18 protein-coding genes and 1 tRNA gene are annotated in these 22,435 nt (G+C 69.3%); 7 read left to right on the forward strand and 12 right to left on the reverse strand.

Going from position 1 to position 22,435, the window contains the following annotated elements; genetic code table 11:
- Positions 1-2 precede the first annotated feature (2 nt).
- A complete protein-coding gene (gene metH / locus ncot_RS08900) occupies positions 3-3,734 on the reverse strand; it encodes a methionine synthase (protein WP_277345797.1) in 3,732 nt (1,243 codons plus the stop codon).
- Positions 3,735-3,887: 153 nt separating this feature from the next.
- Between metH and ncot_RS08905 the strand changes: the two genes are divergently transcribed.
- Positions 3,888-4,733 (forward strand): PAC2 family protein, encoded by an 846-nt coding sequence (locus ncot_RS08905; protein WP_168617293.1) that lies wholly within the window; start codon positions 3,888-3,890, stop codon positions 4,731-4,733.
- A 173-nt stretch (positions 4,734-4,906) separates the two neighbouring features.
- Here ncot_RS08905 and mshC read toward each other — a convergent pair whose 3' ends face one another.
- Genes mshC through ncot_RS08925 form a run of 4 tightly spaced genes read right to left on the reverse strand, consistent with a single transcriptional unit; the run spans position 4,907 to position 8,245 of the window.
- Positions 4,907-6,133 carry a cysteine--1-D-myo-inosityl 2-amino-2-deoxy-alpha-D-glucopyranoside ligase gene (gene mshC, locus ncot_RS08910; RefSeq protein ID WP_168617294.1) on the reverse strand — a complete coding sequence of 409 codons (1,227 nt, stop codon included), beginning with the start codon at positions 6,131-6,133 and terminating at the stop codon, positions 4,907-4,909.
- Positions 6,134-6,157: 24 nt separating this feature from the next.
- Entirely contained in the window at positions 6,158-6,958 is an 801-nt protein-coding gene (locus tag ncot_RS08915; protein WP_240938141.1) for an SCO1664 family protein, read from the reverse strand.
- Positions 6,955-7,533: a DUF3090 domain-containing protein gene (locus ncot_RS08920; RefSeq protein ID WP_168617295.1), complete on the reverse strand. Its 579-nt coding sequence runs from the start codon at positions 7,531-7,533 to the stop codon at positions 6,955-6,957. The genes ncot_RS08915 and ncot_RS08920 overlap by 4 nt, the downstream gene beginning before the upstream one ends.
- 10 nt (positions 7,534-7,543) lie before the next feature.
- A complete protein-coding gene (locus ncot_RS08925) occupies positions 7,544-8,245 on the reverse strand; it encodes a histidine phosphatase family protein (RefSeq protein WP_168617296.1) in 702 nt (233 codons plus the stop codon).
- Positions 8,246-8,278: 33 nt separating this feature from the next.
- Between ncot_RS08925 and corA the strand changes: the two genes are divergently transcribed.
- The gene (corA, locus tag ncot_RS08930) at positions 8,279-9,259 is read left to right on the forward strand and encodes a magnesium/cobalt transporter CorA (protein WP_168617297.1); all 981 of its coding nucleotides are present in this window, start codon (positions 8,279-8,281) and stop codon (positions 9,257-9,259) included.
- Positions 9,260-9,437: 178 nt separating this feature from the next.
- Here corA and ncot_RS08935 read toward each other — a convergent pair whose 3' ends face one another.
- Entirely contained in the window at positions 9,438-10,262 is an 825-nt protein-coding gene (locus ncot_RS08935) for an undecaprenyl-diphosphate phosphatase (RefSeq protein ID WP_240938142.1), read from the reverse strand.
- A 100-nt stretch (positions 10,263-10,362) separates the two neighbouring features.
- On the opposite strand from ncot_RS08935, the gene ncot_RS08940 reads away from it, so the two are divergent.
- Positions 10,363-11,313 carry an aldo/keto reductase gene (locus ncot_RS08940; RefSeq protein WP_168617298.1) on the forward strand — a complete coding sequence of 317 codons (951 nt, stop codon included), beginning with the start codon at positions 10,363-10,365 and terminating at the stop codon, positions 11,311-11,313.
- A gap of 2 nt (positions 11,314-11,315) precedes the next feature.
- Entirely contained in the window at positions 11,316-11,543 is a 228-nt protein-coding gene (locus ncot_RS08945; RefSeq protein ID WP_168617299.1) for a DUF5703 family protein, read from the forward strand.
- A gap of 98 nt (positions 11,544-11,641) precedes the next feature.
- Here the strand turns inward: ncot_RS08945 and ncot_RS08950 are convergent, their stop codons facing one another.
- Positions 11,642-12,970 carry a M20/M25/M40 family metallo-hydrolase gene (locus ncot_RS08950; protein WP_168617300.1) on the reverse strand — a complete coding sequence of 443 codons (1,329 nt, stop codon included), beginning with the start codon at positions 12,968-12,970 and terminating at the stop codon, positions 11,642-11,644.
- A 78-nt stretch (positions 12,971-13,048) separates the two neighbouring features.
- Here ncot_RS08950 and ncot_RS08955 point away from each other — a divergent pair.
- Positions 13,049-13,134 (forward strand) — tRNA-Leu (locus ncot_RS08955).
- A gap of 110 nt (positions 13,135-13,244) precedes the next feature.
- Here the strand turns inward: ncot_RS08955 and ncot_RS08960 are convergent.
- The 5 genes from ncot_RS08960 to ncot_RS08980 all read right to left on the reverse strand — a co-directional run bounded on the left by ncot_RS08960 (position 13,245) and on the right by ncot_RS08980 (position 20,422).
- A complete protein-coding gene (locus tag ncot_RS08960; protein ID WP_346766638.1) occupies positions 13,245-13,826 on the reverse strand; it encodes a hemerythrin domain-containing protein in 582 nt (193 codons plus the stop codon).
- Positions 13,733-14,911 carry an MFS transporter gene (locus ncot_RS08965; RefSeq protein ID WP_168617302.1) on the reverse strand — a complete coding sequence of 393 codons (1,179 nt, stop codon included), beginning with the start codon at positions 14,909-14,911 and terminating at the stop codon, positions 13,733-13,735. The genes ncot_RS08960 and ncot_RS08965 overlap by 94 nt, the downstream gene beginning before the upstream one ends.
- 247 nt (positions 14,912-15,158) lie before the next feature.
- Positions 15,159-16,895 carry a GAF domain-containing protein gene (locus ncot_RS08970; protein WP_168617303.1) on the reverse strand — a complete coding sequence of 579 codons (1,737 nt, stop codon included), beginning with the start codon at positions 16,893-16,895 and terminating at the stop codon, positions 15,159-15,161.
- Positions 16,896-16,954: 59 nt separating this feature from the next.
- Positions 16,955-17,620, reverse strand: coding sequence for a response regulator transcription factor (locus ncot_RS08975; protein WP_277345799.1), 666 nt, complete (start codon positions 17,618-17,620; stop codon positions 16,955-16,957).
- Positions 17,621-17,698: 78 nt separating this feature from the next.
- Positions 17,699-20,422, reverse strand: coding sequence for an acetate--CoA ligase (locus ncot_RS08980; RefSeq protein ID WP_168617304.1), 2,724 nt, complete (start codon positions 20,420-20,422; stop codon positions 17,699-17,701).
- Between the two features lie 222 nt (positions 20,423-20,644).
- Here ncot_RS08980 and ncot_RS08985 point away from each other — a divergent pair, with 222 nt between their 5' ends.
- Together ncot_RS08985 and ncot_RS08990 are read left to right on the forward strand one after the other, a co-directional pair.
- Entirely contained in the window at positions 20,645-21,223 is a 579-nt protein-coding gene (locus ncot_RS08985) for a hypothetical protein (protein ID WP_240938143.1), read from the forward strand.
- 206 nt (positions 21,224-21,429) lie between these two features.
- Positions 21,430-22,419, forward strand: a complete 990-nt coding sequence (locus tag ncot_RS08990; RefSeq protein WP_168617305.1) for an NAD(P)H nitroreductase — start codon at positions 21,430-21,432, stop codon at positions 22,417-22,419.
- The last annotated feature ends 16 nt before the right edge of the window (positions 22,420-22,435 follow it).

Here is a 22,435-nt window from a genome sequence, read left to right on the forward strand (position 1 = left end):
GGTCAGTCCTCGGGCTCGTAGGCCAGGTTCGAGGAGAGCCAACGCTCGGCCTCTGCCTGGGTCCACCCCTTGCGCTTGGCGTAGTCGGTGACCTGGTCGCGCTGGAGCCGACCGACCACGAAGTACTGCGAATCAGGGTGCGAGAAGTACCAGCCCGACACCGCAGCACCCGGCCACATCGCCATCCCCTCGGTGAGCTCGATGCCGGTGTTGGCCGTGACGTCGAGGAGTTCCCACAGCGTCTTCTTCTCCGTGTGCTCCGGGCACGCGGGATAGCCCGGGGCCGGACGGATGCCGCGGTACTTCTCGGCGATCAGGTCCTCATTCGAGAGAGCCTCACCCCCGTCAGTGCCCGCGTAGGCCCAGAACTCCGTGCGCACGCGCTGGTGCAGCCGCTCGGCGAAGGCCTCCGCGAGCCGGTCGGCGATCGCCTCGAGCATGATCGCGGAGTAGTCGTCGAGGTCTTCCTTGAACTTCATGATCCGCTCGATCGAGCCGAGGCCCGCGGTGACGGCGAAGGCACCGACGTGGTCGGGCAGGCCGGTCTCCTTCGGCGCCACGAAGTCGCCGAGCGACCGGTTCGGAATGCCCTGACGGTGGTCGCCCTGCTGGCGCAGGTTGTGCAGCACGGCGCGTACGTCGGCGCGCGCGTCGTCGGCGTACACCTCGATGTCGTCACCGACCGCATTCGCAGGGAACAGGCCGAAGACCGCGTTGGCGGTGAGCCAGCGCTCCTTGATCACCAGGTCGAGCATGTTCTGGGCGTCGTCGTAGAGCTTGCGTGCTTCCTCGCCGGTGCCCGGCTGGTTGAGGATGTCGGGGAACTTGCCCTTCATCTCCCACGCGTTGAAGAACGGCTGCCAGTCGATGAAGTCGCGCAGCTCGCCGAGGTCGTACTCGGAGAGCACGTGGATGCCGGGTTCCCGGGGCAGCGGTGGGACGTAGCCCTCCCACTCGATCGGCGTGCGGTTCTCGCGCGCCTTCTCGAGGGTGACCATCGGGCGTTCCTGCTTGTTGGCGTGGCGCTCGCGCAGCGCGTCGTAGTCATCCTTGATGTCAGCCATCAGCTTCGGCCTCTGGGCATCACTGAGCAGGGCTGCGGCGACGGGCACCGAGCGTGAGGCGTCCTTGACCCACACCACCGGGCCGTCGTACTGCTTGTCGACCTTGACGGCCGTGTGTGCCCGGGAGGTCGTCGCACCGCCGATCAGCAGCGGGATGGAGAACTCCTGGCGCTTCATCTCAGCGGCCACGTTGACCATCTCGTCCAGCGACGGTGTGATCAGGCCCGAGAGGCCGATCATGTCGGCGCCGACCTCGCGGGCGGTGTCGAGGATCTTCTGGGCGGGCACCATCACACCGAGGTCGATGACCTCGTAGTTGTTGCACTGGAGCACCACGCCGACGATGTTCTTGCCGATGTCGTGGACGTCGCCCTTGACCGTCGCCATCACGATGGTGCCGTTGTTGGTCTCGGCGTCACCCGGCTGCTTCTCGGCCTCGATGAAGGGCAGCAGGTAGGCCACTGCCTTCTTCATCACCCGGGCGCTCTTGACCACCTGCGGGAGGAACATCTTGCCGGCACCGAACAGGTCCCCGACAACGTTCATGCCGTCCATCAGCGGGCCCTCGATGACCTCGATGGGACGCCCGCCGCCGGCCTTGATCTCGGCACGCAGCTCCTCGGTGTCCTCCTCCACCCATGCGTCGAGGCCCTTGACCAGGGCGTGCGTGATGCGTTCACGGATCGGCAGGGAGCGCCACTCGTCGACCTTGGTGGGATCCTGCTCCTGGCCCTTGTTGTTGAACTTCTCGGCGATCTCGAGCAGTCGCTCGGCAGCGTCATCTCGGCGGTTGAGGACCACGTCCTCGATCCGCTCCCGCAGCTCGGGGTCGATCTCGTCGTAGACCACCAGGGCCCCGGCGTTGACGATGCCCATCGACAGCCCGGCCCGGATCGCGTGGAACAGGAAGACGGCGTGGATCGCCTCGCGCACCGGGTTGTTGCCACGGAACGAGAACGAGGCGTTCGAGATGCCGCCGGAGATCTGGGCTCCGGGCAGGTTCTGCTTGATCCACCTCGTGGCCTCGATGAAGTCGACACCGTAGTTGGCGTGCTCCTCGATGCCGGTGGCCAGGGCGAAGCAGTTCGGGTCGAAGATGATGTCCTCGGCCGGGAAGCCGACCTCGTCGACCAGGATCGTGTAGGCACGCTGGCAGATCTCGATGCGCCGCTCGAGGTTGTCGGCCTGGCCCTCCTCGTCGAAGGCCATCACGACCACTGCCGCGCCGTACTTGCGGCACAGGCGAGCCTCGTGACGGAACTTCTCCTCGCCCTCCTTCATGGAGATCGAGTTGACGATCGGCTTGCCCTGCACGCACTTGAGGCCAGCCTCGAGGACCTCCCACTTCGAGGAGTCGATCATGATCGGCACCCGGCTGATGTCGGGTTCTCCCGCGATCAGCTTGAGGAAGCGATCCATCGCGGCGACGCCGTCGATCATTCCTTCGTCCATGTTGACGTCGATGATCTGGGCGCCGTTCTCGACCTGCTGTGCGGCCACTGCGAGGGCGGCGTCGTAGTTGCCGTCCTTGATCAGGTTCCGGAAACGCGCTGATCCGGTGATGTTGGTGCGCTCACCGACGTTCACGAAGAGCGAGTCCTCGTCGATCGTGACCGGCTCGAGGCCGGAGAGGCGCATGGCGCCCGGCACCTGGGCGAGCTCGCGGGGCGGAAGGCCCTCGGCTGCCTCGGCGATGGCCCGGATGTGCTCCGGAGTCGTCCCGCAGCAACCGCCGAGCACGTTGACCAGCCCGCTCTCGGCGAACTCGCGGATCACGCCGGCCATGTGGTCGGGCGTCTCGTCGTACTCACCGAAGGCGTTCGGCAGACCAGCGTTCGGGTAGCAGGCAACGTGACAGTCAGCGATGCGGCTGAGCTCGGCGACGTACGGGCGCATCTCGGCAGCACCCAGCGCGCAGTTGAGGCCGATGGCCAGGGGGTGGGAGTGGCGCACCGAGTTCCAGAAGGCCTCGGTGACCTGGCCGGACAGGGTGCGGCCCGATGCGTCGGTGATGGTGCCGGAGATGATCACCGGCCAGCGTCGACCGCGCTCCTCGAAGAGCGTCTCGATCGCGAAGATCGCGGCCTTGGCGTTGAGGGTGTCGAAGATCGTCTCGACGATCAGCAGGTCGGCGCCGCCGTCGACCAGCCCAGCGGCTGCGGTCGCATAGGCATCGACGAGCTGGTCGTAGGTGATGTTGCGGGCGCCGGGGTCGTTCACGTCGGGCGAGATCGACGCCGTTCGGGTGGTGGGGCCGAGGGCGCCAGCGACGTAGCGGGGGTGGTCGGGTGTCTCGACGGCGTCGCACGCCGCGCGAGCGAGCCTGGCGCTCTCGAAGTTGATCTCGTAGGCGAGGTCGGCCATGCCGTAGTCGCCCAGGGAGATGGCGTTCGCGTTGAAGGTGTTCGTCTCGATCAGGTCGGCGCCCGCCTCGAGGTACTCCTCGTGGATGGACCGGATGATGTCAGGCTGGGTCAACGACAGCAGGTCGTTGTTTCCCTGCAGGTCCTGGGTCCACTCCTTGAACCGCTCGCCGCGATAGCCCTCCTCGCTCGGGCGGTCCCGCTGGATCGCGGTGCCCATCGCCCCGTCGAGCACGACGATGCGCTCGGCCATCAGCCGCGTCAGGGCGGCAGTGGCATCGGGGCGGAGGTTCTGGGGCTCGGGCACGTGGTTCCTCTCCGAGGTTGCGGACACATTCAGCGTAGGCAGGCCGTCCATGTGTTGGACGTGGTTCCCGCATGCTGACACCAAAGCCTGACAACGAACGAATCCCTGCCGGGGCTACGCGGCCCATTCCGCTCGCCCGTCTAGGCTGAAGTGATGATTGAGATGGAGGACGTCCCAGAGCTGGTGGATCCCGTTGTCATCGCGGCGTTCGAGGGGTGGAACGACGCCGCCGACGCCGCGTCCGCGGTCGTCGACCACCTGATCGACGTGTGGGACGCCCGGGTCGTGGCGAAGGTCGACCCGGAGGACTTCTATGACTTCCAGATGAACCGTCCGATCGTCGGAACCGATGCTCGCGGTCACCGGTCCCTGACCTGGCCGACCACGGAGATCGCGGTGGCCTCGCCCCCGGGCATGGACCGCGACGTGATCTTGGTGCGCGGCCTCGAGCCGAACCTGCGGTGGCGCCAGTTCTGCGCCGAGCTGCTCGCCGCCTGCGACGACCTCGGGGGTGCGATGGTGATCACGCTCGGGGCGCTGCTGGCCGACACACCGCACACCCGCCCGGTCCCGGTCACCGGCACCGCCACCGAGCCCGACCTGGTCGATCGGCTCAACCTCGAGCAGTCGACGTACGAAGGGCCGACCGGGATCGTCGGAGTGTTCCAGGACGCGTGCGTGCTCCTCGACATCCCGGCCGTCTCCTACTGGGCCGCGGTCCCCCACTACGTCGCCCAGCCGCCGTGCCCGAAGGCCACCTTGGCCCTGATCGGGCAGCTGGAGGACCTGCTCGACGCCGGCATTCCGCTGCTCGACCTGCCCGACGAGGCGCGGGCCTGGGAGCGCGGTGTGGACGAGCTCGCGGAGGAGGAGGAAGAGATCGGCGACTATGTCCGGGCGCTCGAGGAGACCAGGGACACGACGGATCTTCCCGAGGCATCCGGGGAGGCGATCGCCCGAGAGTTCGAGCGCTACCTCAAGCGCCGCAACACCGACTGAGCCCCCCGAGCCCCCCGCCCCCCCCCGGCGACCCCCCCCGGCCCCTTGACCGTCCGCCTCTCGGGATAGTCCCTAACTCCCGGCAGGCGAAATCAGTGGTTCGGCCTGCGAGACGTTGGGGACTATGCCGGGGAACGGGCCGGGGAACGGGCCGGGGAACGGGCCGGGGAGAGTCAGAGCGCGAGGCCCAAGGAGGCGTCGAGCACGGCGCGGATCGAGCCGGCCGCGGTCGGGTCGCTGGTCTCGCCCGCCTGGGTGGCCGCGAACCACGCGTCGATCGCCGCCAGGGCGGCCGGGGCGTTGAGGTCGTCGGCCACAGCCGCGAGTACGGCGTCCACGACCGGCGCCGCGGGAGCACCGGCCCCGAGGGCCAACGTCTCGCGCCAGGAGGCGAGGGTGTCCACCGAGGTCCACAGCTGGTCGTCGGTCCACTCCCAGTCGGAGCGGTAGTGGTGGCGCAGGAGGGTCAACCGGATCGCCATCGGGTCGACGTCGCTCATCCGCAGCGCGGAGACGAAGACCAGGTTGCCCTTCGACTTCGACATCTTCTCGCCGTCGTAGGCCACCATTCCAGCGTGGGCATAGGTGCGGGCGAAGGCCTCGCCGCGCTCGGCCACCTGCACCTCGCCGGCCGACATCTCGTGGTGCGGGAAGATGAGGTCGCTGCCGCCACCCTGGACGTCGAAGGTGGTGCCGAGGTGCTGCAGCGCGATCGCGGCACATTCGATGTGCCACCCGGGACGACCGGGGCCGAACGGGCTGTCCCACGCCGGCTCACCCTCGCGCTCTCCACGCCACACGACGCAGTCGAGCGGGTCCTTCTTGCCCGGACGCTCGGGGTCTCCCCCGCGCTCACCGAAGATCTCGAGCATCTCCTCGCGGGTCCAGCCCGAGACGTCGCCGAAGGCCGGGTCGGCGGTCACCGAGAAGTAGAGGTCGGTGTCGACCGTGTAGATCGAACCAGCGGCCCGGAGCTTCTCGATCAGGTCGATGACGAGCGGGATCGACTCGACCGCACCGATGTAGTCGCGCGGTGGGAGGACACGGAGCGCCTCCATGTCGTCACGGAAGAGCTGGGTCTCGCGCAGCGCGAGCTCCTCCCAGAGCACGCCGACCTTGGTGGCCCGCTCGAGCAGCGGGTCGTCGACGTCGGTGACGTTCTGCACGTAGTGCACCTCGTGGCCGGCGATGCTCCAGGCCCGGTTCAGCAGGTCGAAGGCGACGTAGGTCGCCGCATGGCCCATGTGCGTCGCGTCGTACGGCGTGATGCCGCAGACGTAGAGACGGGCCTCGTCGCCGGGAGTCGTCGGCACGACGGCGTTCCGGGACGTGTCGTGCATGGAGACCTGAGGGCCCCGGACGGGCAGGGACGGAACCTGCGGGGCTGACCACGTGCGCATGCTGGGCAGCCTAACCAACGAGCCTCAGAAGGCGGGCCACGGGATGGCGGGCCACTCCCCCGACGGTGCCGGAAGCACCCCCGCGTCGAGCAGGTCGTCACACCGACCGACGAAGGCGTCGAGCTCATCCGGAGTGACCAGGTGGGTGAGCCGGCGGCGCAGTGCGGGGTCGTCGCGCACCCGGCGTACGGCGTCGGTCTCGTCGTCGGTGAGCGGCTCGCCGAGCCAGCCCCACAGGACGCTGCGCAGCTTGTTGTCGACGTGGAAGGAGACCCCGTGGTCGACGCCGAAGCGGTGCCCGTCGGAGATCGCGAGCACGTGGCCGCCCTTGCGGTCGCCGTTGTTGACGATCACATCGAACACCGCCATCCGGCGCAGTGGCAGTGAGTCCTCGTGGACGAGGGCGACGGGTTCGTCGTCCGGGCCGACGGCGTCGAAGACGTGCAGGTAGCCGGGAGGCAGGGTGCCCTCGGGCACGATGTCGACCGGTGCCACGTCGACGTCGGGCTCGGCCCAGGCCTGCACCATGCCGGGTCCGTGCGGCCCGTCGCGCAGGACGGTGGTGGGCACGACGTTCCAGCCCAGGGCCTCGGAGACGGCGTACGCCGCCACCTCACGCTGGGCGAGGTTCCCCTCGGGGAAGTCCCACAGCGGGCGCTCTCCGGCGACCGGCTTGTAGACGACCTGGATGCCGTTGACCAGTCCGACGAACGTGGCGTTGGAGGCGGGCATGACCCGGCCGAGGAGCTCGATGTCGCCCGTGGAGATGGCACTGGCCGGCACCGGCTCGCTGGTGCTGGACGGCTCCGCCGTGGACTGGGTCACGGGTTCCGTCGCCGGAAGCCGTTGGCGCGCACGCAGAGGTGGCCGTCGGGGTCGATCGGCCCACCGCAGAACGGGCAGGAGGGGCGGCCGGCATCGATGACCTGCGCCGAGCGCTTCACGAACGCTCGCGCCGCACCGGCGCTGATGCGGACCAGGAAGACCTCGTCGGGCTCCGGCTCGGTGAAGTCCTCGTCGACCTGGTCCGGGGTGACCACCGCGGCCTCGTTGAACGGGAACACCTCGATCACGATGCGTTCGACGTCGCTCTCCCATGACAGCGTCATGGTGCCCGCCCGGAACTCCTCCTCGATCGGTTGCTCGAGGGGGCCGGCGTCATCGAGGTCCAGGGGAGCCACCGCAGGGATGACGCTCTCGGTCTCGGCGTTGTTCATCAGCTCGTCGAGCAAGTCGTCGATGCGCTCGGCCAGCACCGCCACCTGTTGCTTCTCCAGCGACACGCTGACCAGGCGCCCTCCCTGGCGGGCCTGCAGGAAGAACGTTCGGTCGCCGGGCTCGCCGACGGTCCCGGCAACGAAGCGGTCGGGCGGGTCGAACTCGTGGATCACGGGTGCCATGGCAGCAACCCTATTCCGGCCCGGCGCCGCCGCCGACGACCGCGTCGGTCCTGCGACGGGATCGCTTCTTCCTGGTCGGCGCCAGCCAGGCCAGGTCTCCGTCATGGGTGTTGGTGCCGAGCACGAACGGCCGGGTCGAGGTGAAGCGCACGATCGAGATCGACGCGGGGTCGACGTGGATGCGTTGGAACAGGTCGAGGTGCATGCCCAGTGCATCGGCCAGGACCGACTTGATGATGTCGCCGTGGCTGACCGCGGCCCACACCGCGTCGTCACCGTGCTCGGAAGCGACCTCGGCATCGAGGCGTCGTACGGCGGCCACCGAGCGCGCCTGCATCGCCAGCAGCGACTCGCCCCCGGGGAACGCCGCGGCGGAGGGCTGCTGCTGCACGGCTCCCCACAGCTTCTCCTTGGCCAGCTCCTTGATCGGTCGCCCGGTCCACTCGCCGTAGTCGCACTCGACGATCCCGCGATCGGTGCGGAGCCGGAGACCCGAGGGCTGCGCGTCGGTGATGCGTCGAGCGGTCTGGCGACAACGCTCCAACGGACTGGAGACCACGGCCGCGAGCGGGACGTGCGCCAGCCTGGTCGCGGCGCGCAGGGCCTGCTCGGCACCGGTCTCGTCGAGGCGTACGCCGCCCGTGCGGCCCGCCAGCACACCGCTGGTGTTCGCCGAGCTGCGCCCGTGTCGGACAAGGATCACCGTTGCCATGCCTGCGAGCGTATCGGGCGTAGCCTCACACCCGTGATCGTCGACAACGCGCTCTACCGCAACGGCGTACGCGTCCCCCTCGAGGCGGACATCGCCGACCTCAAGACCGTGCGGTCCCGCTGCGACACGCCCGACAGCTTCGTGTGGGTGGGTCTGGTGGAACCGAGCGAGGCGGAGCTGACCGCGGTCGCCGACGTGTTCGGCCTGCACCCGCTGGCCGTGGAGGACGCGGTCAACGCCCACCAGCGTCCCAAGCTGGAGAAGTACGACGACTCGCTGTTCCTGGTGCTCAAGACACTCTGGTACGTCGACGAGGAGGACGCGGTCGAGACCGGGGAGATCAACATCTTCGTGGGGCCCGACTTCGTGGTCACCGTCCGCCACGGTGCGGGGTCGGAGCTGCACTCGTCCCGGGGATACCTCGAGGGCAGGAAGGAACTGCTGGTGCACGGCCCGACCGCGGTGGTCTACGCGGTGTGCGACCGGGTCGTCGACGCCTACGAGAGTGTCGGGGCCAGCCTCGAGGAGGACGTGGACGAGGTGGAGGCCTCGGTGTTCGCTCCCGAGCGCACCGACGACTCGCCGCGCATCTACGTGCTCAAGCGTGAGCTGGCCGAGGTGCGCCGGGCCGTCCTGCCACTGCGTGACCCGATCCGGCGGGCGGCCGCCGGCACCGTGCCGGGCATGTCGCCCGAGGCGGCGCCCTACTTCCGGGACGTGGGTGACCACCTCAGCCGGGTCGCGGAGACCGTGGACAACCTCGACTCGTTGCTGTCTTCGGCGTTCGAGGCGCAGCAGGCACGCATCTCCGTCCAGCAGAACGAGGACATGCGCAAGATCTCGGCCGGTGTCGGGCTGGTGGCTGCACCCACGCTGGTGGCGGCCATCTACGGCATGAACTTCGACCACATGCCGGAGCTGCACTGGGCGTTCGGGTATCCCTTCGCCCTGGTGCTGATGGCGCTGAGCTCGTTGCTGGTCTTCGTGTTCTTCAAGCGGTCCGGCTGGCTCTGAAGGGAAGCCGACCGTTCATTTGAACAGGAAGTTCGGACTCAGCTGCGCAGGCCGCAGGCTGGACGACAGACGCCAGGCAATGAACTTCCTGCCGAAATGAACGCGCTGCTCCTGGACTCGCCTCGGTCGGGAAGCCACGCTCAGCTGCGCAGGCCGAACGCGTCGGGTCTGCCGCACCTCAGGCGGCGATGACGCCGCCGGCGAGCAGGCCGAGCACCAGCGCGCCGAGACCGATGCGGTAGATCACGAACGGCAGGTAGGACTTCGTGGAGACGTAGCGCAACAACCAGGCGATGGCCGCGTAGCCGACGACGAACGACACCACGGTCGCGGTGATCGTGGGACCCCAGCCGTAGGAGTTCTCCCCGTGCGGGATCTCCTTCAGCTCGAACAACCCGGCGCCGACGACCGCGGGAATTGCCAGCAGGAAGGCGAACCTGGTGGCCGCCTCGCGGTCGTAGCCGAGGAATCGCCCCATCGAGATGGTCGCGCCCGAGCGGGAGACGCCCGGGATCAGTGCACAGGCCTGGGCGACACCCAGCAGCCCGGCGTGCTTCAGGTTCATCTGCTTGATGGCCCGGTCCCCGGAGCTGACCCGGTCGGCGATCCCGAGCACGACACCGAGGACGATCAACGTGGTGCCGACGACCCACAGGTTGCGGAAGTCGCGCTCGATCAGGTCCTTGAGGAGGATGCCGAGGATCACGATCGGGACGGAGCCGATGATCACGTACCACCCCATGCGGGCGTCGACGTGGCCACGGAACTCCGGCTTGACGAGGGACTTGAGCCACATCGAGGCGATTCGCCAGATGTCCTTGCGGAAGTAGATCAGCACGGCCAGCTCGGTGCCGATCTGGATCACCGCAGTGAACGCCGCACCCGGGTCGGACCACCCGAAGAACTCGGGGAAGATCCGCAGGTGGGCGCTGCTCGAGATCGGCAGGAACTCGGTCAGGCCCTGGATGAGGCCGAGAACGATGGCTTTGAAGAAGTCCAGCACGTCGCGCAGCCTACGGTTCGCACCTGAGGACGCGGCGAACGACGTCCGCATTCGGCGAGCCTGAGGGTCGCTGCGCGCCTGACTGGCTACCGTTGCGCCCATGCAGCAACGCACCCTGGGATCGACCGGCCTCAAGGTCTCGCGGCTCGGGCTGGGCACTCTCACCTGGGGGCGCGACACCGATGAGCACGAGGCGCGAGACCAGTTCATCGCCTTCACGGACGCCGGCGGGACCTTCCTGGACACCGCGGCGGGCTACGGCGACGGTGCCTCCGAGGAGCTGATCGGGCGTCTGCTCGGAGACATCGTTCCGCGTGACGACGTCGTGCTGGCCACCAAGGCCGGCATCTCACGCCGCCGCGGGGAACGGGAGACCAACGTCTCCCGCGGCCACCTGATCACCACCCTCGACCAGTCCCTGCGGCGCCTCGGTGTCGACCACGTCGACCTCTGGCAGGTGCACACCTGGGTCGACGGGACACCCCTCGAGGAGACGCTCGGCGCCCTGGACTACGCGGTGAGCACCGGCCGGGCGGCCTACGTCGGGGTCTCCAACTACAGCGGCTGGCAGACCGCCCAGGCCGCCACCTGGCAGCGCGCGGTCCCGGGCCGCGCCACCCTGGCCTCCACCCAGGTCGAGTACTCCCTGCTCAACCGCAGCGCGGAGCACGAGGTCATCGAAGCTGCCCAGGCCATGGGTCTCGGTGTCCTTCCCTGGTCGCCGCTGGGCCGCGGCGTGCTCACCGGGAAGTACCGGCACGGCACTCCGGCGGACTCGCGGGCGGCCTCGCCGCACTTCGCGAACTTCGTGGGCAACTACCTCGGGGAGCCGTCCACGCGCGTGGTCGAGGCCGTCGTACGAGCCGCGGAGGGCTTGGACTGGTCGCCCCTCGAGGTGGCCCTGGTCTGGGTCCGGGACCGGCCCGGAGTCACCGCGCCCATCGTCGGTGCGCGTACCTCGGCACAGCTGAAGGCCGCGCTCGGGATCGACGAGCTCACCCTGCCCACCGAGATCGTCGAGGCCCTCGACGACGTGTCCGGAGGAGACTGACCATGGCTGTCGCGCGGCAGGCGTTCAGGAAGAACGTCGAGTGGGAGTACGACCAGTTCACCCTGCCGCGCGACTTGAGCCGCAGCGCCGTCACCCGACTTCTCGTCGAGCGGGCCGAGGTCGGCGGGTGGGAGCTGCGCAGCGTCCGCATCCACGCTGACGGCGTACGCCGGATCCGACTGCGCCGCAAGATCATCCGCCAGCCGCGGCCGGATTTCTACTACGTCTGAGGTCCGGGCCGTCAAGAACTGTCTGCTCGGCCGTCAAGAATCGCCCGTTCGCGCAGCAAGAATTGCCCGTTCGCGCAGCAAGAGTTGCCCGTTCGACGCTAGGCGAGGTCGAGGAACCGGTCGAAGACCCGGGCGCCGAACTCGAGCGCGTCGACGGGCACGCGCTCGTCCACGCCGTGGAACAGCGAGCCGAAGTCGAGGTCCGGGGGGAGCTTCAGCGGCGCGAAGCCGTAGGACTGCATGCCGAGCTTGCGGAAGTGCTTGGCGTCGGTGCCACCCGACATGAGGTACGGCGCCACGATGCCGTCCGGGTCCTCGGCCAGGATCGACTGGTTCATCGCGTCCACGATCCTTCCCTCGTAGGGCGAGTCCCACGGCTGCTGCTTGGAGACGAACTCCCAGGTGACGTTCTCGCCGCACAGCTCGGCCAGGGTGGCGAAGAACTCGTCCTCGTAGCCGGGAAGGAACCGACCGTCGACGTAGGCGGCCGCCTCCGTCGGGATCACGTTCACCTTGTAGCCGGCCTGCAACATGGTGGGGTTGGTCGTGTTGCGGATGACGGCGCCCAACATCCGCGCCGAGCTCTCGAACTCCTCGACCAGGGCGCCGGCGTTCTCGGGCGTCGCCTCGGTGCCCGCGATCTGGGCCACGGAAGCCAGCAGGACCTCCATCGAGGGGGTGAGTCGCACCGGCCAGTCGTGGGAGCCGATGCGAGCCACTGCACCGGCCAGCTCGGTGACGGCGTTGTCGTGGTTGATCATCGAGCCGTGGCCGGCCGAGCCACGGGCGGTCAGCTTCATCCAGGCCATCCCCTTCTCGGCGGCCTCGACGAGATAGATGCGCTTGCCGCGCACGGTCGTGGTGAAGCCGCCGACCTCGCCGATCGCCTCGGTGCAGTCGGCCAGCTCGTCGGCGTGACGGTCGATCAGGAATTCCGCTCCCTTGTGCCCACCGGCCTCCTCGTCGGCGGTGAAGCACAGCACCAAGGGACGGTTCGGCTCTGCACCCGCGCGCGCCCGCGCCCGGATGGTGGACAGCACCATCGCGTCGAAGTCCTTCATGTCGACGGTGCCGCGCCCCCAGAGGTAACCGTCCTTGATCTCACCGGCGAACGGGTCCACCTGCCAGTCCTCGGCGGCGGCTGGTACGACGTCCAGGTGTCCGTGCAGCAACAGCGGCTCACCGGGGCCGTCCCCCCAGCGGGCGATGAGCGACGTGCGCCCCGGCTCGGACTCGTAGAGGTTGCTCGAGATGCCCACCTCGTCGAGCAGCCCGGCGACGAGCTCGGCGGCCTTGCGCTCCCCCGGACCCTCTTCGTCGCCGTAGTTCGAGGTGTCGATCCGGATCAGGTCTCGACACAGCTCGACGACTTCGGTGGAGGGGTCATAGCCCTTGCTGTTGGTCCGCTGACCAGCGACTTCAGACATGCCCCCATCCTTGCACCAGTTGCCAATGGGGCCGATGTGAGTTTTTCCGGGGTCTCTTGCTACAGTTCTCCAGCACTCGTCCGGGTGGCGGAATTGGCAGACGCGCTAGCTTGAGGTGCTAGTGCCCGTATTAGGGCGTGGGGGTTCAAGTCCCCCCTCGGACACTGGAAAGGCCCCGGCTCCACGGGGCCTTTTCTTCATTTCACGGCCCCGGCTGAGCAGCAGCACGAGGTCCACGACGCGGTTGCGCTCCGTGGAGGTTCGCCTCACGAGATCACCCACGGTGTGCCTGGGACACACCTACTGCCCCTTCTTCGCCGGCCTCGGCCACCAGGTCCCACCCCGAGGCGCCGAGCGTGACCACCGCGATCGGGAAGATCCCCAAGTTCTCGCGGTCGATGTGCAGCGAGAGGTCGTCCAGCAACGCGAGCACCCGGCCGGGAAAGTCGGTGGTGCCCGGGTCGAGGCCGGCGAGGATCTCGTCGAAGGCCGCGTGCTCCTCCTCCAACCCACGCAGCTCCTCGACGAACTCGTCCTTCTCCCTCAGCGCAGCGAAGATGCCGCGCTCCTCGCGGCGCGCGTGCGGGGCGAGCCGATCGCCGAGCACGTCGAGCAGACGTGCCGCGCGCCTGTGGTCCCCCGAGACCAAGCAGTGCCTGATGTCCCCCGACAGGTCGAGCATCTCGAAGTGTTCGTCCATGAGCTTCGCGATCGGCTCCACGCCTCGGCATCCGCAGTGTTCACACACGTGAGCAGGCTCCTTCAGGCGGCGCTGGTGTCGTGCAGGCGTGCCGTGCGCGCCACCACGGTGATCGTCAGCAGGAGGGTCACGGCAGCGGTCGCGGACAACATCCACAGGCCGATCGCGTAGGAGTCGGTGCGTCCATAGATGTAGCCCATGATCAGCGGCGGGAGGAATCCGCCGAGCCCGCCGGCGGCGCCCACCAGGCCCGTCACGCCACCGACCCGGGACGACTCGGTGACTCGTGCGACCAGGGCGAACGTTGCGCCGCTGCCGGCCCCGAGAGCGGCCGCCATGGTCAGGAAGGAGACCGTTCCGACGTGTTCCAGGATCGGTTGGGTGGCGGTGATGCCGGCGCCCACCACGACCACGCCGAACCCGGCGGCGAGCACCGGGATCGCGCCGAACCTGTCCGAGAGCCAGCCACCGATCGGCCGCATGAGGACTGCGACGACGACGAAACCGGCCATCCTGTTCGCGGCGTCCGCGGGCGTCAGCTCGTAGGCGACCTTGAGGTAGGAGGGCAGGTAGACCGAGAAGGCGACGTAGCCGCCGAACGCCACGGCGTAGAGGACGCTGGCCTGCCAGGTGATGGGAAGTCGCGCGTTCGCCGAGAGGCGTTGCACGAGCGGCGTGGACGGCACGGTGCGACCGGGCGCGTCACGCAGCACCAGCCAAGCCACCACGGCGTACACCGCCAGCACGGCGGCCGTGATCAGGAACGGTGCACGGTCGCCCACGTGCGTGTAGAGCTTCACGGTGGTCAGCGCGCTGATCGCGGTGCCGCCCATTCCCGCGCCGAAGACACCCACGGCCAGGCCCCGTCGCTCCGGAGGGAACCACGCGTTCACGAAGGGCACCCCCACGGCGAAGGCGGTGCCTCCGACACCGAGGAAGAAGCCCCCGACGAGGAGTGCGGCGTAGGAGGTCTGGGCTAAGAATCCGATGAAGAGCACCGGAAGGATGGTCGCCGCCGAGACCAGGGGGAACATCAGTCGCCCGCCGAAGCGGTCGGTGAGTGCACCCACGACGATGCGCCCCAGTGATCCGACGACCACCGGCACCGCGACCAGCAGGGCGACGTCGGCTTCGCTGAGTGTGCCGAGCACTCCCTGCTGCCGGAAGAGCGGGCCGAGGGGGCTGAGCAGCGCCCAGGCCCAGAAGTTGACCGCGAAGCCGAGGGTGGCGACGGCCAGCATCAGTCCGGGCGACCTGGTGACGTCGCTACGTGGGGCGTCGTGCGTGACGGCGCCCGGATCGGTTGGAGGTCTCGTTGTTGTCTGCACGGTTCCACGCTCTCAAGCACCGGGCGGACGCGACCGTGTCGAAGGTCCCGAGCTGTCCGGGTCAAGGGTCCACTTCTCGTGCACGGTCGACGCCACCAGGCGAGAGGCGCTCACCCCGGTGATCGCGGCCACCGGCTGACCCCCAGGCGACTCACGCCGATCAGTCGGGGGGGACGGTCCACTCCAGGACGGTTCCTCCCTCGGGCGGGGCGGTCACCACACACCGCCCGCCCAGGCGCTCCGCGCGCTGCCTCATGTTCAGCAGTCCGCTCTCCGCGACGCCCTCTGGTAGCCCGCGACCGTTGTCAGCCACCCGGAGCCTGATCTCGTCACCGACCGCCAGTCGCACCTCGACCGCACTCGCCGCGGCGTGGCGCGCGGCGTTGGACAGCGCCTCGCCGAGCACGGCCAGGAGGTCCGGTGCCACACGGGCCCCGATCCGGGTCCGGACGGGACCCTCGAGGACCAGGGACGGGCGGAACCCGAGGGTGTCGCTCGAGCGCTCCACCATGCGCACCACCTCCGCCTGGATGTCGGTGGACTCGTCCATCGCGCCGAGGGCGAAGATGGTCCGTCTGATGTCCTTGATCGTGCCGTCCAGATCGTCGACCGCGGTGCTGAGCCTGGTGGCGACGTCGTCGCTGTCGATGAGGCGGCTCAGGCTCTGCAGGCCCAACCCGACCGCGAAGAGACGTTGGATCACGAGGTCGTGGAGGTCGCGTGCGATGCGGTCACGGTCCTCGAACAGGGTCAGTCTCTGCTGGTCCTCCCGTGCCCGGGTGATCGCGATCGCGAGGGCGGCCTGCTCGGCAAAGCTCGCCGGGAGCGCGGTGTTGAGCTCGTGGTAGCCCTGCACGTTGGCGGGGAACCAGCCCAAGGCCAGGGTCCCGATGATGCCCTGCGAGGTGCTCATCGGCACGACGACCACCGGCCCCAGCTGCGGCCAGCCGAGCTGTGCGCCCACGTTCACCGCCCGGTCATCGCTGGCCAGGTCCTCGGTGGAGAGCGGTGTGCCGCTACGCACCACGGCGCTGGCCAGCGAGTTGTCGAACGACACGGACTCCCCCGCCTGCGGGTCATGGGGCACACCGGAGACGACCTCGAGAGTGAGGCGCTCGGCGCGGTCGCCGACGACCACCCACGCGACGTCTGCCTCGGCCACCTCTCGGGCTCGGTCGGCCACCGACTGGAGAGCATCGGCGCCAGCTCCGGAGAGCAACGACGCGATCTCGGCCGTGGCCGCCAACCAACGCTCGCGGCGGGCGGCCTCCTCGTGCAGTCGGGCGTTCTCGATCGCCACGCCGGCCGCCGCTGCCAGGGCCACGACGATCGCCTCGTCCTGCTCCGTGAAGTCTTCGTCGCTCCGCTTCTCACTGAGGTAGAGATTGCCGAAGACCTTGCCGCGGGTGCGCACCGGGACCCCGAGAAAGGACTTCATCGGAGGGTGGTCGGCCGGGAACCCGTAGGACTCCGGGTGCTGGGTCAGGTCGTGCAGCCGCAGGGGCTCGGGCCGGTCGATGATCAGCCCGAGGATGCCGTGACCGGTGGGCAGGTCTCCGATGCGTTCGTGCTGCTCAGGGGTGAGACCGTGCGTGATGAACGTGCGGAGCCTGCGCCCCGGGCCCGTGTCGAGCACCCCCAGTGCCGCGAAGCGGGCGCCCGCGAGGTCGCTGGCGATCTCGACGATCCGCCCGAGGAGGGTGTCGAGGTCCAGGTCAGCACCCATCGTGACGACGGCGTCGAGGAGCAGCTTCCAGCGCGACTGCTCGTCGAGCGCACTGTGCGCGCGCTCGACCACCTCGCGCAGCAGGTCGTCGAAGCTGGTCTCCGCCAGCGGCGATCTCCCGGTGCTTCCACCGTGGTGCGACTGCCGGTCGGGCGATGGCTGGTCACCCAAGCTGTCTCCGTGCAAGATTGCCCTCCGACGTGAACGCGGTCAGCGCGTGCTCCAGTCTGTCAGGACTTCAGGTGCTTTGTCGCGAAGATCGCTGCTTGGGTGCGGCTCTGGAGCGACAGCTTCGCCAGGAGTGAGGACACGTAGTTCTTGACCGTCTTCTCGGCGAGGAACATGGCGCCGGCGATCTGCCGGTTGGTCATCCCCTCACCGATCAGCCCCAGGATCTTCTGTTCCTGCTGGGTCAGGTGCTCGAGTGAGGGGTCGGTGCGCGGGCCGGTGCGCAGCCTCTCCAGCACCTGCGCCGTCACGGCCGGGTCGAGCATCGACTGGCCCGCGGCCACCCGACGCACCGTGTCGACCAGGTCGTTTCCGTGCACCTGCTTGAGGACGTAGCCGGCCGCTCCCGCCATGATCGCCGAGAAGAGCGCGTCATCGTCGTCGTACGACGTCAGGATCAGTGCTGCGATGCTCGAGTCACGCGAACGGACCTCGCGGCAGACGTCGATGCCGGACCCGTCGGGAAGTCGACCGTCGAGGATGGCGACGTCCGGCCGCAGCGCGGGGATCCGGCGAGAGGCCTCTTGGGCGAGACCGGACTCGCCGACGACCACGATGTCGCCCTCGCTCTCCAGTAGCTCACGGATCCCACGACGCACGATCTCGTGGTCGTCGAGCAGGTAGACCTTGATCGGGTCTGGCGTGGTGGGCACGTTCTGTTCGGTCACTCCGCCACTGTACGACGGACCCAGGGACCGTGCGGGTGCCTTCGGACCCCGACGCACGGGGACCTTGGTCCCGCCCGGTCACAGGCCGCGTCGCAGCCGCCGCGGCACGCCGGCATCGAGGGCGACTGGCTCGTCCAGGCGGACCTTCACGTCGACGAACGCGCAACCCCGCGGACCGGCCAGCACCGGGTTGAGGTCGATCTCGGCCAGCTGCGGCACGTCTTCGGCCAGCTGTCCGAGTCGCACGAGCGCCGCCTCGAGGGCAGGTACGTCGGCCCGGGGCGCGCCACGGAAGCCCTCGAGCAGTGGCCAGACGCGCAGCGTGCGCAGCGCGCGAGCGGCATCTCCGGCCGTGACCGGCGGCAGCAGGAACACGCGGTCGTCCCACAGGTCAGTGGCCACGCCGCCGGCACCGACCATGACCAACGCCCCGAACACCGGGTCGTGGATCACGCCCAGCGCCATCTCCACCCCGCTCTCCATGGGCTGGACGAGCACGGACGCGTCCCGACGACCGAGCTCTGTCGCGAACCCCCGCGCAGCCTCTCGCACCTCGTGTGCCGATGTCAGCCCGACGCGTACCAAGCCGCGATCGGTCTTGTGCACGACGCCTCGATCGGCGACCTTCACCGCCACGGGACACCCGAGTGCCTCCGCGACAGCGACAGCGGCATCGGGGCCGGTGACGACTTCTCCGGTGGGAGCGAGGCCGTAGTCGCCCAGCAGTGCCACCACGTCCTCGACATCGAGCCAGCCGGTCTCCTGACCTCGGGTCTCGAGCAGGGTGCTGGCACCTCGGCGGGCGCGCTCCGCCCGGTCCCGCAACACCGGGGCGGGGGCGTCGACCGGCTGGGCGCGCCACGCGGCGTAGCGAGCTGCCCGGCCCAGCGACCGCACGGCGGCGCGCACGCTGCGGAACGTGGTCACCCCGGGGAGGTCGCCATGGGCGACCTCGAGTCCACCCATCGGGACCAGCACCAGCGGTTTGCCCTCGTGGACGGCCCCGGCGAGGCTGTCGAGCGTGTCCGTTGGATCGCTGACACCGGTGGCGACGATGACCACGACCACGGCGTCCACCTCGTCGGACGCCATCAGCAGCGAGCAGATGGCTGCGAGTCGCGCGGGGCCGGCTCCCGCCCCGGCGTCGATCGGGTTGCCCGTTCCGGTGGTTCCTGGGACAAGGTCGGCGATGCGCTCGCGCAGCGAGTCCGAGAGCTCGGGCACGTGCAGCCCACAGCTGTCGGCGCCGTCCGCGGCAAGCACGCCCATCCCACCGGCATTGCTGAGGATCGCGATGCGGTTGCCGGCCGGGAGCGGCTGTTCGCCGAGGAGCAGCGCGGTCTCGGCCAGCTCCTCGGCGTCGTTGCATGCGATCACGCCTGCTTGGGCGAACAACGCGTCCACGCCGACGGACGACGAGGCGGCGGCGGCCGTGTGGGATGCGCCGGCCCGCTGGCCACCGACGGACCGGCCGCCGACGACCGCGAGCAGGGGCTTGCGCTCGGCGAAGCGGCGCGCGAACCGCGCGAACTTGGGAGCATTGCCGAACGACTCCAGGTAGAGCGCGGCCCCGGTCACCCGTGGGTCCTCCTGCCAGGCGGCGAGCAGGTCGTTGCTGGACACGTCGGCCTTGTTGCCGAGGGAGACGAAGACCCCCACTCCGAGCCCGAGCTCCCTGGCCAGGTCACTGAGCACGATGCCCACGCCACCTGACTGTGAGGCCACGGCAAGGCCTCCGGGCGGAGGCACCGAGCCGCTGAACGTCGCATCGAGGGAGATGTCGGGGTCGTTGATCATCAGGCCGAGGCAGTTGGGGCCCACGACGCGGATGTTCCGCGCCCTGGCCAGGGCCAGGATCTCGCGCTGCATCCTGGTGCCGTCCGCGCCGAGCTCCTGGAAGCCGGAGGACACGATGACGGCCGCGCGCACCCCGGCCTCAGTGGCATCCTCGAGGGTCGCCAGCACCCGCTCGGCAGGGACCGCCACGACGACGAGGTCCACCACCTCGGGGAGCGCCGTCAGCAGGGGACGGGCCGTCACCCCGCCGATCTGGGTGGCGGTGGGGTGGACGGCGTAGACCTCACCCGTGAATCCTCCCTCGATCACCGAGTGCAGGATGGTCGCTCCGATTCCGGTGCCGTCCCGCCGGACTCCCGCCACCGCGACACTGCGGGGGTGGAGCAGGGGCCGCAGCGAACACACCTCGGACTGTCGCTCCCTCTCGTCGGCGGCAGCCAGGGCGCCCGCGGAGTTCACGGTGTCCATCTCGACGTGGACCTCACCATGGGAGACCTGTCGTTCGACGGCGAACCCGGCGTCGGTGAAGACCCGCAGCATGCCGTGGTTCTCCACGAGGACCTCGGCAACGAACCGGCGGATCCCCAGCGCTCGGCCGGCCGCAGCGAGGTGCTCGAGCAGGAGGCTGCCCAGGCCGAGTCCGTGCTGGGCATCGTCGACGAGGAAGGCCACCTCGGCGACCTCCGGACCCGTGGGCTCCGCGGTGCCGACCGCTACCAAAGACCCCGCACGCTCGACGACCAGGGTCAAGGTGTCGGTGCAGGTGCCGAGGTGCTCCACATAGGCCTTGGCCCCAGCACGACTGGAGCTGAAGAACCGCAGACGGAGGTTGTCATCGCTGACACCGGCGTGGAGGGCGTGGAGCGGCTCCAGGTCGTCGGGCGTCGCGACGCGGATCGTGGCCACCGAGCCGTCGGTCAGCAGCACGTCTGCCGGGGCCGGCCCCGGCACCACCCGTGCACGGGCCGAGCTCTCGGGGGTGGGTGGTCGCATGTCCAGTCGCACTGCATCCTCCTCGGGGGCCGCAGCCCCGGCGCGTGCCCCACCGATCGGTACGGGCGCGTCGAACGTATGTCGAGTGGGCGGTCGGACACAGGGCCCAAGGAGCGTCAGGTCCGGGACCATCGGCCCGAGCCCTGCTGACCCTGGGCCCTACACCCGTGAGCGTGTCGTCGGGAGGCTGGAGGCAACAACCAGACCCATCGACAAGGAGAGGGAGGGTCAGTCATGACAACGCTGCACCGTCACGACCAGGATCGGACAGAAGCGGCCCCGGTGCCCAGTGAGAAGAACGTGTTCGCACGACGCGCTCTGGCGGTCCTCCGGATCGGCTTCGGGCTGACGTTCCTCTGGGCGTTCTTCGACAAGCTGCTGGCCCTTGGGTTCCACACCGGCTACGACCAGGCCGGCACCCTGGACCGCTTCGGCGACGCCGCCTGGATCCATGGTGGGAGTCCCACGGAGGGGTTCCTCAAGTTCGGCGCTGACGGTCCCCTGCAGGGCTTCTACAACGACATCGCCGGCGCCGCATGGGCCGACTGGCTCTTCATGCTCGGCCTGCTCGGCATCGGCGCAGCACTGACCCTCGGCATCGGGATGCGCTTGGCCGCGGCGACCGGTGCGGTGCTCTACATCCTCATGTGGTCTGTCTACCTCCCGCCGGAGAACAACCCCGTGCTCGACGACCACCTGCTCGGCGCGGCGACCCTCGTGGTGCTGGCTGCTCTGCACGCCGGCGACACGTGGGGTCTCGGCAAGGCATGGGCACGACTCCGCGTCGTGGAGGAGAACCCAGCCCTGCGTTAGCCAGCGCGTCCGAAGCCACCCGGAGCCCCGCAGCCCCGGGTGGCTCCGGCGTGTCGACCTCGCCCACCACACACCCCGCCACTCCGAGCCCGCCACTCAAGGCTCGTACCGCCCCACGGCAACCGGGACCAACGGCGGGACCTACGGCCCTGTGGCCGGCGCGCACCTCGACGGATGGTGGGTGCCAGACCCGAAGGAGCACTGACATGACTGCCGATCCAACCGTCCGCACGATGAGCCGTCCGAGACGCGCACTGCAGGAGATCGTCACCTACGCCTGCATGGCTCCCAGCGTGCACAACACCCAGCCCTGGTCGTGGCACGTCGACGGTGATTCGATTGCGCTGCACAGTGACACCCGGCGCCAGCTGGCCCATGCAGACCCGAGCGGGAGGGACTTGGCGATCAGCTGTGGTGCTGCCCTGCACCATGCACAGGTCGCGGCCGGTGCCCTCGGTTGGACGGCCACGGTCGACCGCCTCCCCGAAGGTGAGGACTCGACGCTGCTGGCCGTCATCGGGCTCACCGCCGCGGCTCCGGCACCGGATGCGATCGACCTGCTGCAATCGATCCGGGACCGTCACACCGATCGGCGCAGGTTCACGTCGTGGCCGGTACCCAAGGAGAGACTCGACCATCTCGCCGAGGTTGCTGCGGAGTGGGGCGCCGATGCGGTCGTCGTCCACGAGCCGGGCAAGCGGGTGCGGACCGAGCTCCTGGTGGGCCGTGCGTTCGACCGTCAGGCGGCTGATCCCGGGGTGGCCGAGGAGCAGAAGGGTTGGGTGAACCGGAGCGCCCGCGACGGTGTGCCCGACGTGGTCATCCCCGCGGATCTTCCCACCGAGACCCACCGGCGCACCCGCTTCGGTGGTGGTCTCCTCACCGAGCCCGACCGAGAGCTCGAGGCCACTGACGGCCTCCTGCTCCTGCGAGGCGGCTCCGACGACGTGCTCGCGTGGCTGCGCACCGGCGAGGGACTGAGTGCCCTGTGGCTGCAGGCCACCGCCGGTGGACTCTCCGTGGTTCCGCTCAGCCAAGCCATCGAGGTGGAGGAGACGCGTGAGCGCCTGCGTTCCGACGTGCTGCATGGTCTCGGCGCCCCCCACATGCTGGTGCGTGTCGGCTGGCAGGCCATCGGCAGGGGGCTGCTCCCCCGCACACCGCGACGTCCCTTGGAGGACGTGCTCACCTGGTGACGGTTGACCTGGTGAC

The organism is Nocardioides sp. JQ2195 (assembly GCF_012272695.1).
GTDB lineage: Bacteria > Actinomycetota > Actinomycetes > Propionibacteriales > Nocardioidaceae > Nocardioides.

What these genes read in the sequence shown, in the direction of transcription:
- ncot_RS08905 (WP_168617293.1), top strand. Translation starts at nt 3,888, where the DNA reads ATGATTGAGATGGAGGACGTCCCAGAGCTGGTGGATCCCGTTGTCATC.
- mshC (WP_168617294.1), bottom strand. Translation starts at nt 6,133, where the DNA reads ATGCGCACGTGGTCAGCCCCGCAGGTTCCGTCCCTGCCCGTCCGGGGC.
- ncot_RS08920 (WP_168617295.1), bottom strand. Translation starts at nt 7,533, where the DNA reads ATGGCACCCGTGATCCACGAGTTCGACCCGCCCGACCGCTTCGTTGCC.
- ncot_RS08925 (WP_168617296.1), bottom strand. Translation starts at nt 8,245, where the DNA reads ATGGCAACGGTGATCCTTGTCCGACACGGGCGCAGCTCGGCGAACACC.
- ncot_RS08940 (WP_168617298.1), top strand. Translation starts at nt 10,363, where the DNA reads ATGCAGCAACGCACCCTGGGATCGACCGGCCTCAAGGTCTCGCGGCTC.
- ncot_RS08945 (WP_168617299.1), top strand. Translation starts at nt 11,316, where the DNA reads ATGGCTGTCGCGCGGCAGGCGTTCAGGAAGAACGTCGAGTGGGAGTAC.
- ncot_RS08950 (WP_168617300.1), bottom strand. Translation starts at nt 12,970, where the DNA reads ATGTCTGAAGTCGCTGGTCAGCGGACCAACAGCAAGGGCTATGACCCC.
- ncot_RS08965 (WP_168617302.1), bottom strand. Translation starts at nt 14,911, where the DNA reads ATGCTGGCCGTCGCCACCCTCGGCTTCGCGGTCAACTTCTGGGCCTGG.
- ncot_RS08985 (WP_240938143.1), top strand. Translation starts at nt 20,645, where the DNA reads ATGACAACGCTGCACCGTCACGACCAGGATCGGACAGAAGCGGCCCCG.
- ncot_RS08990 (WP_168617305.1), top strand. Translation starts at nt 21,430, where the DNA reads ATGACTGCCGATCCAACCGTCCGCACGATGAGCCGTCCGAGACGCGCA.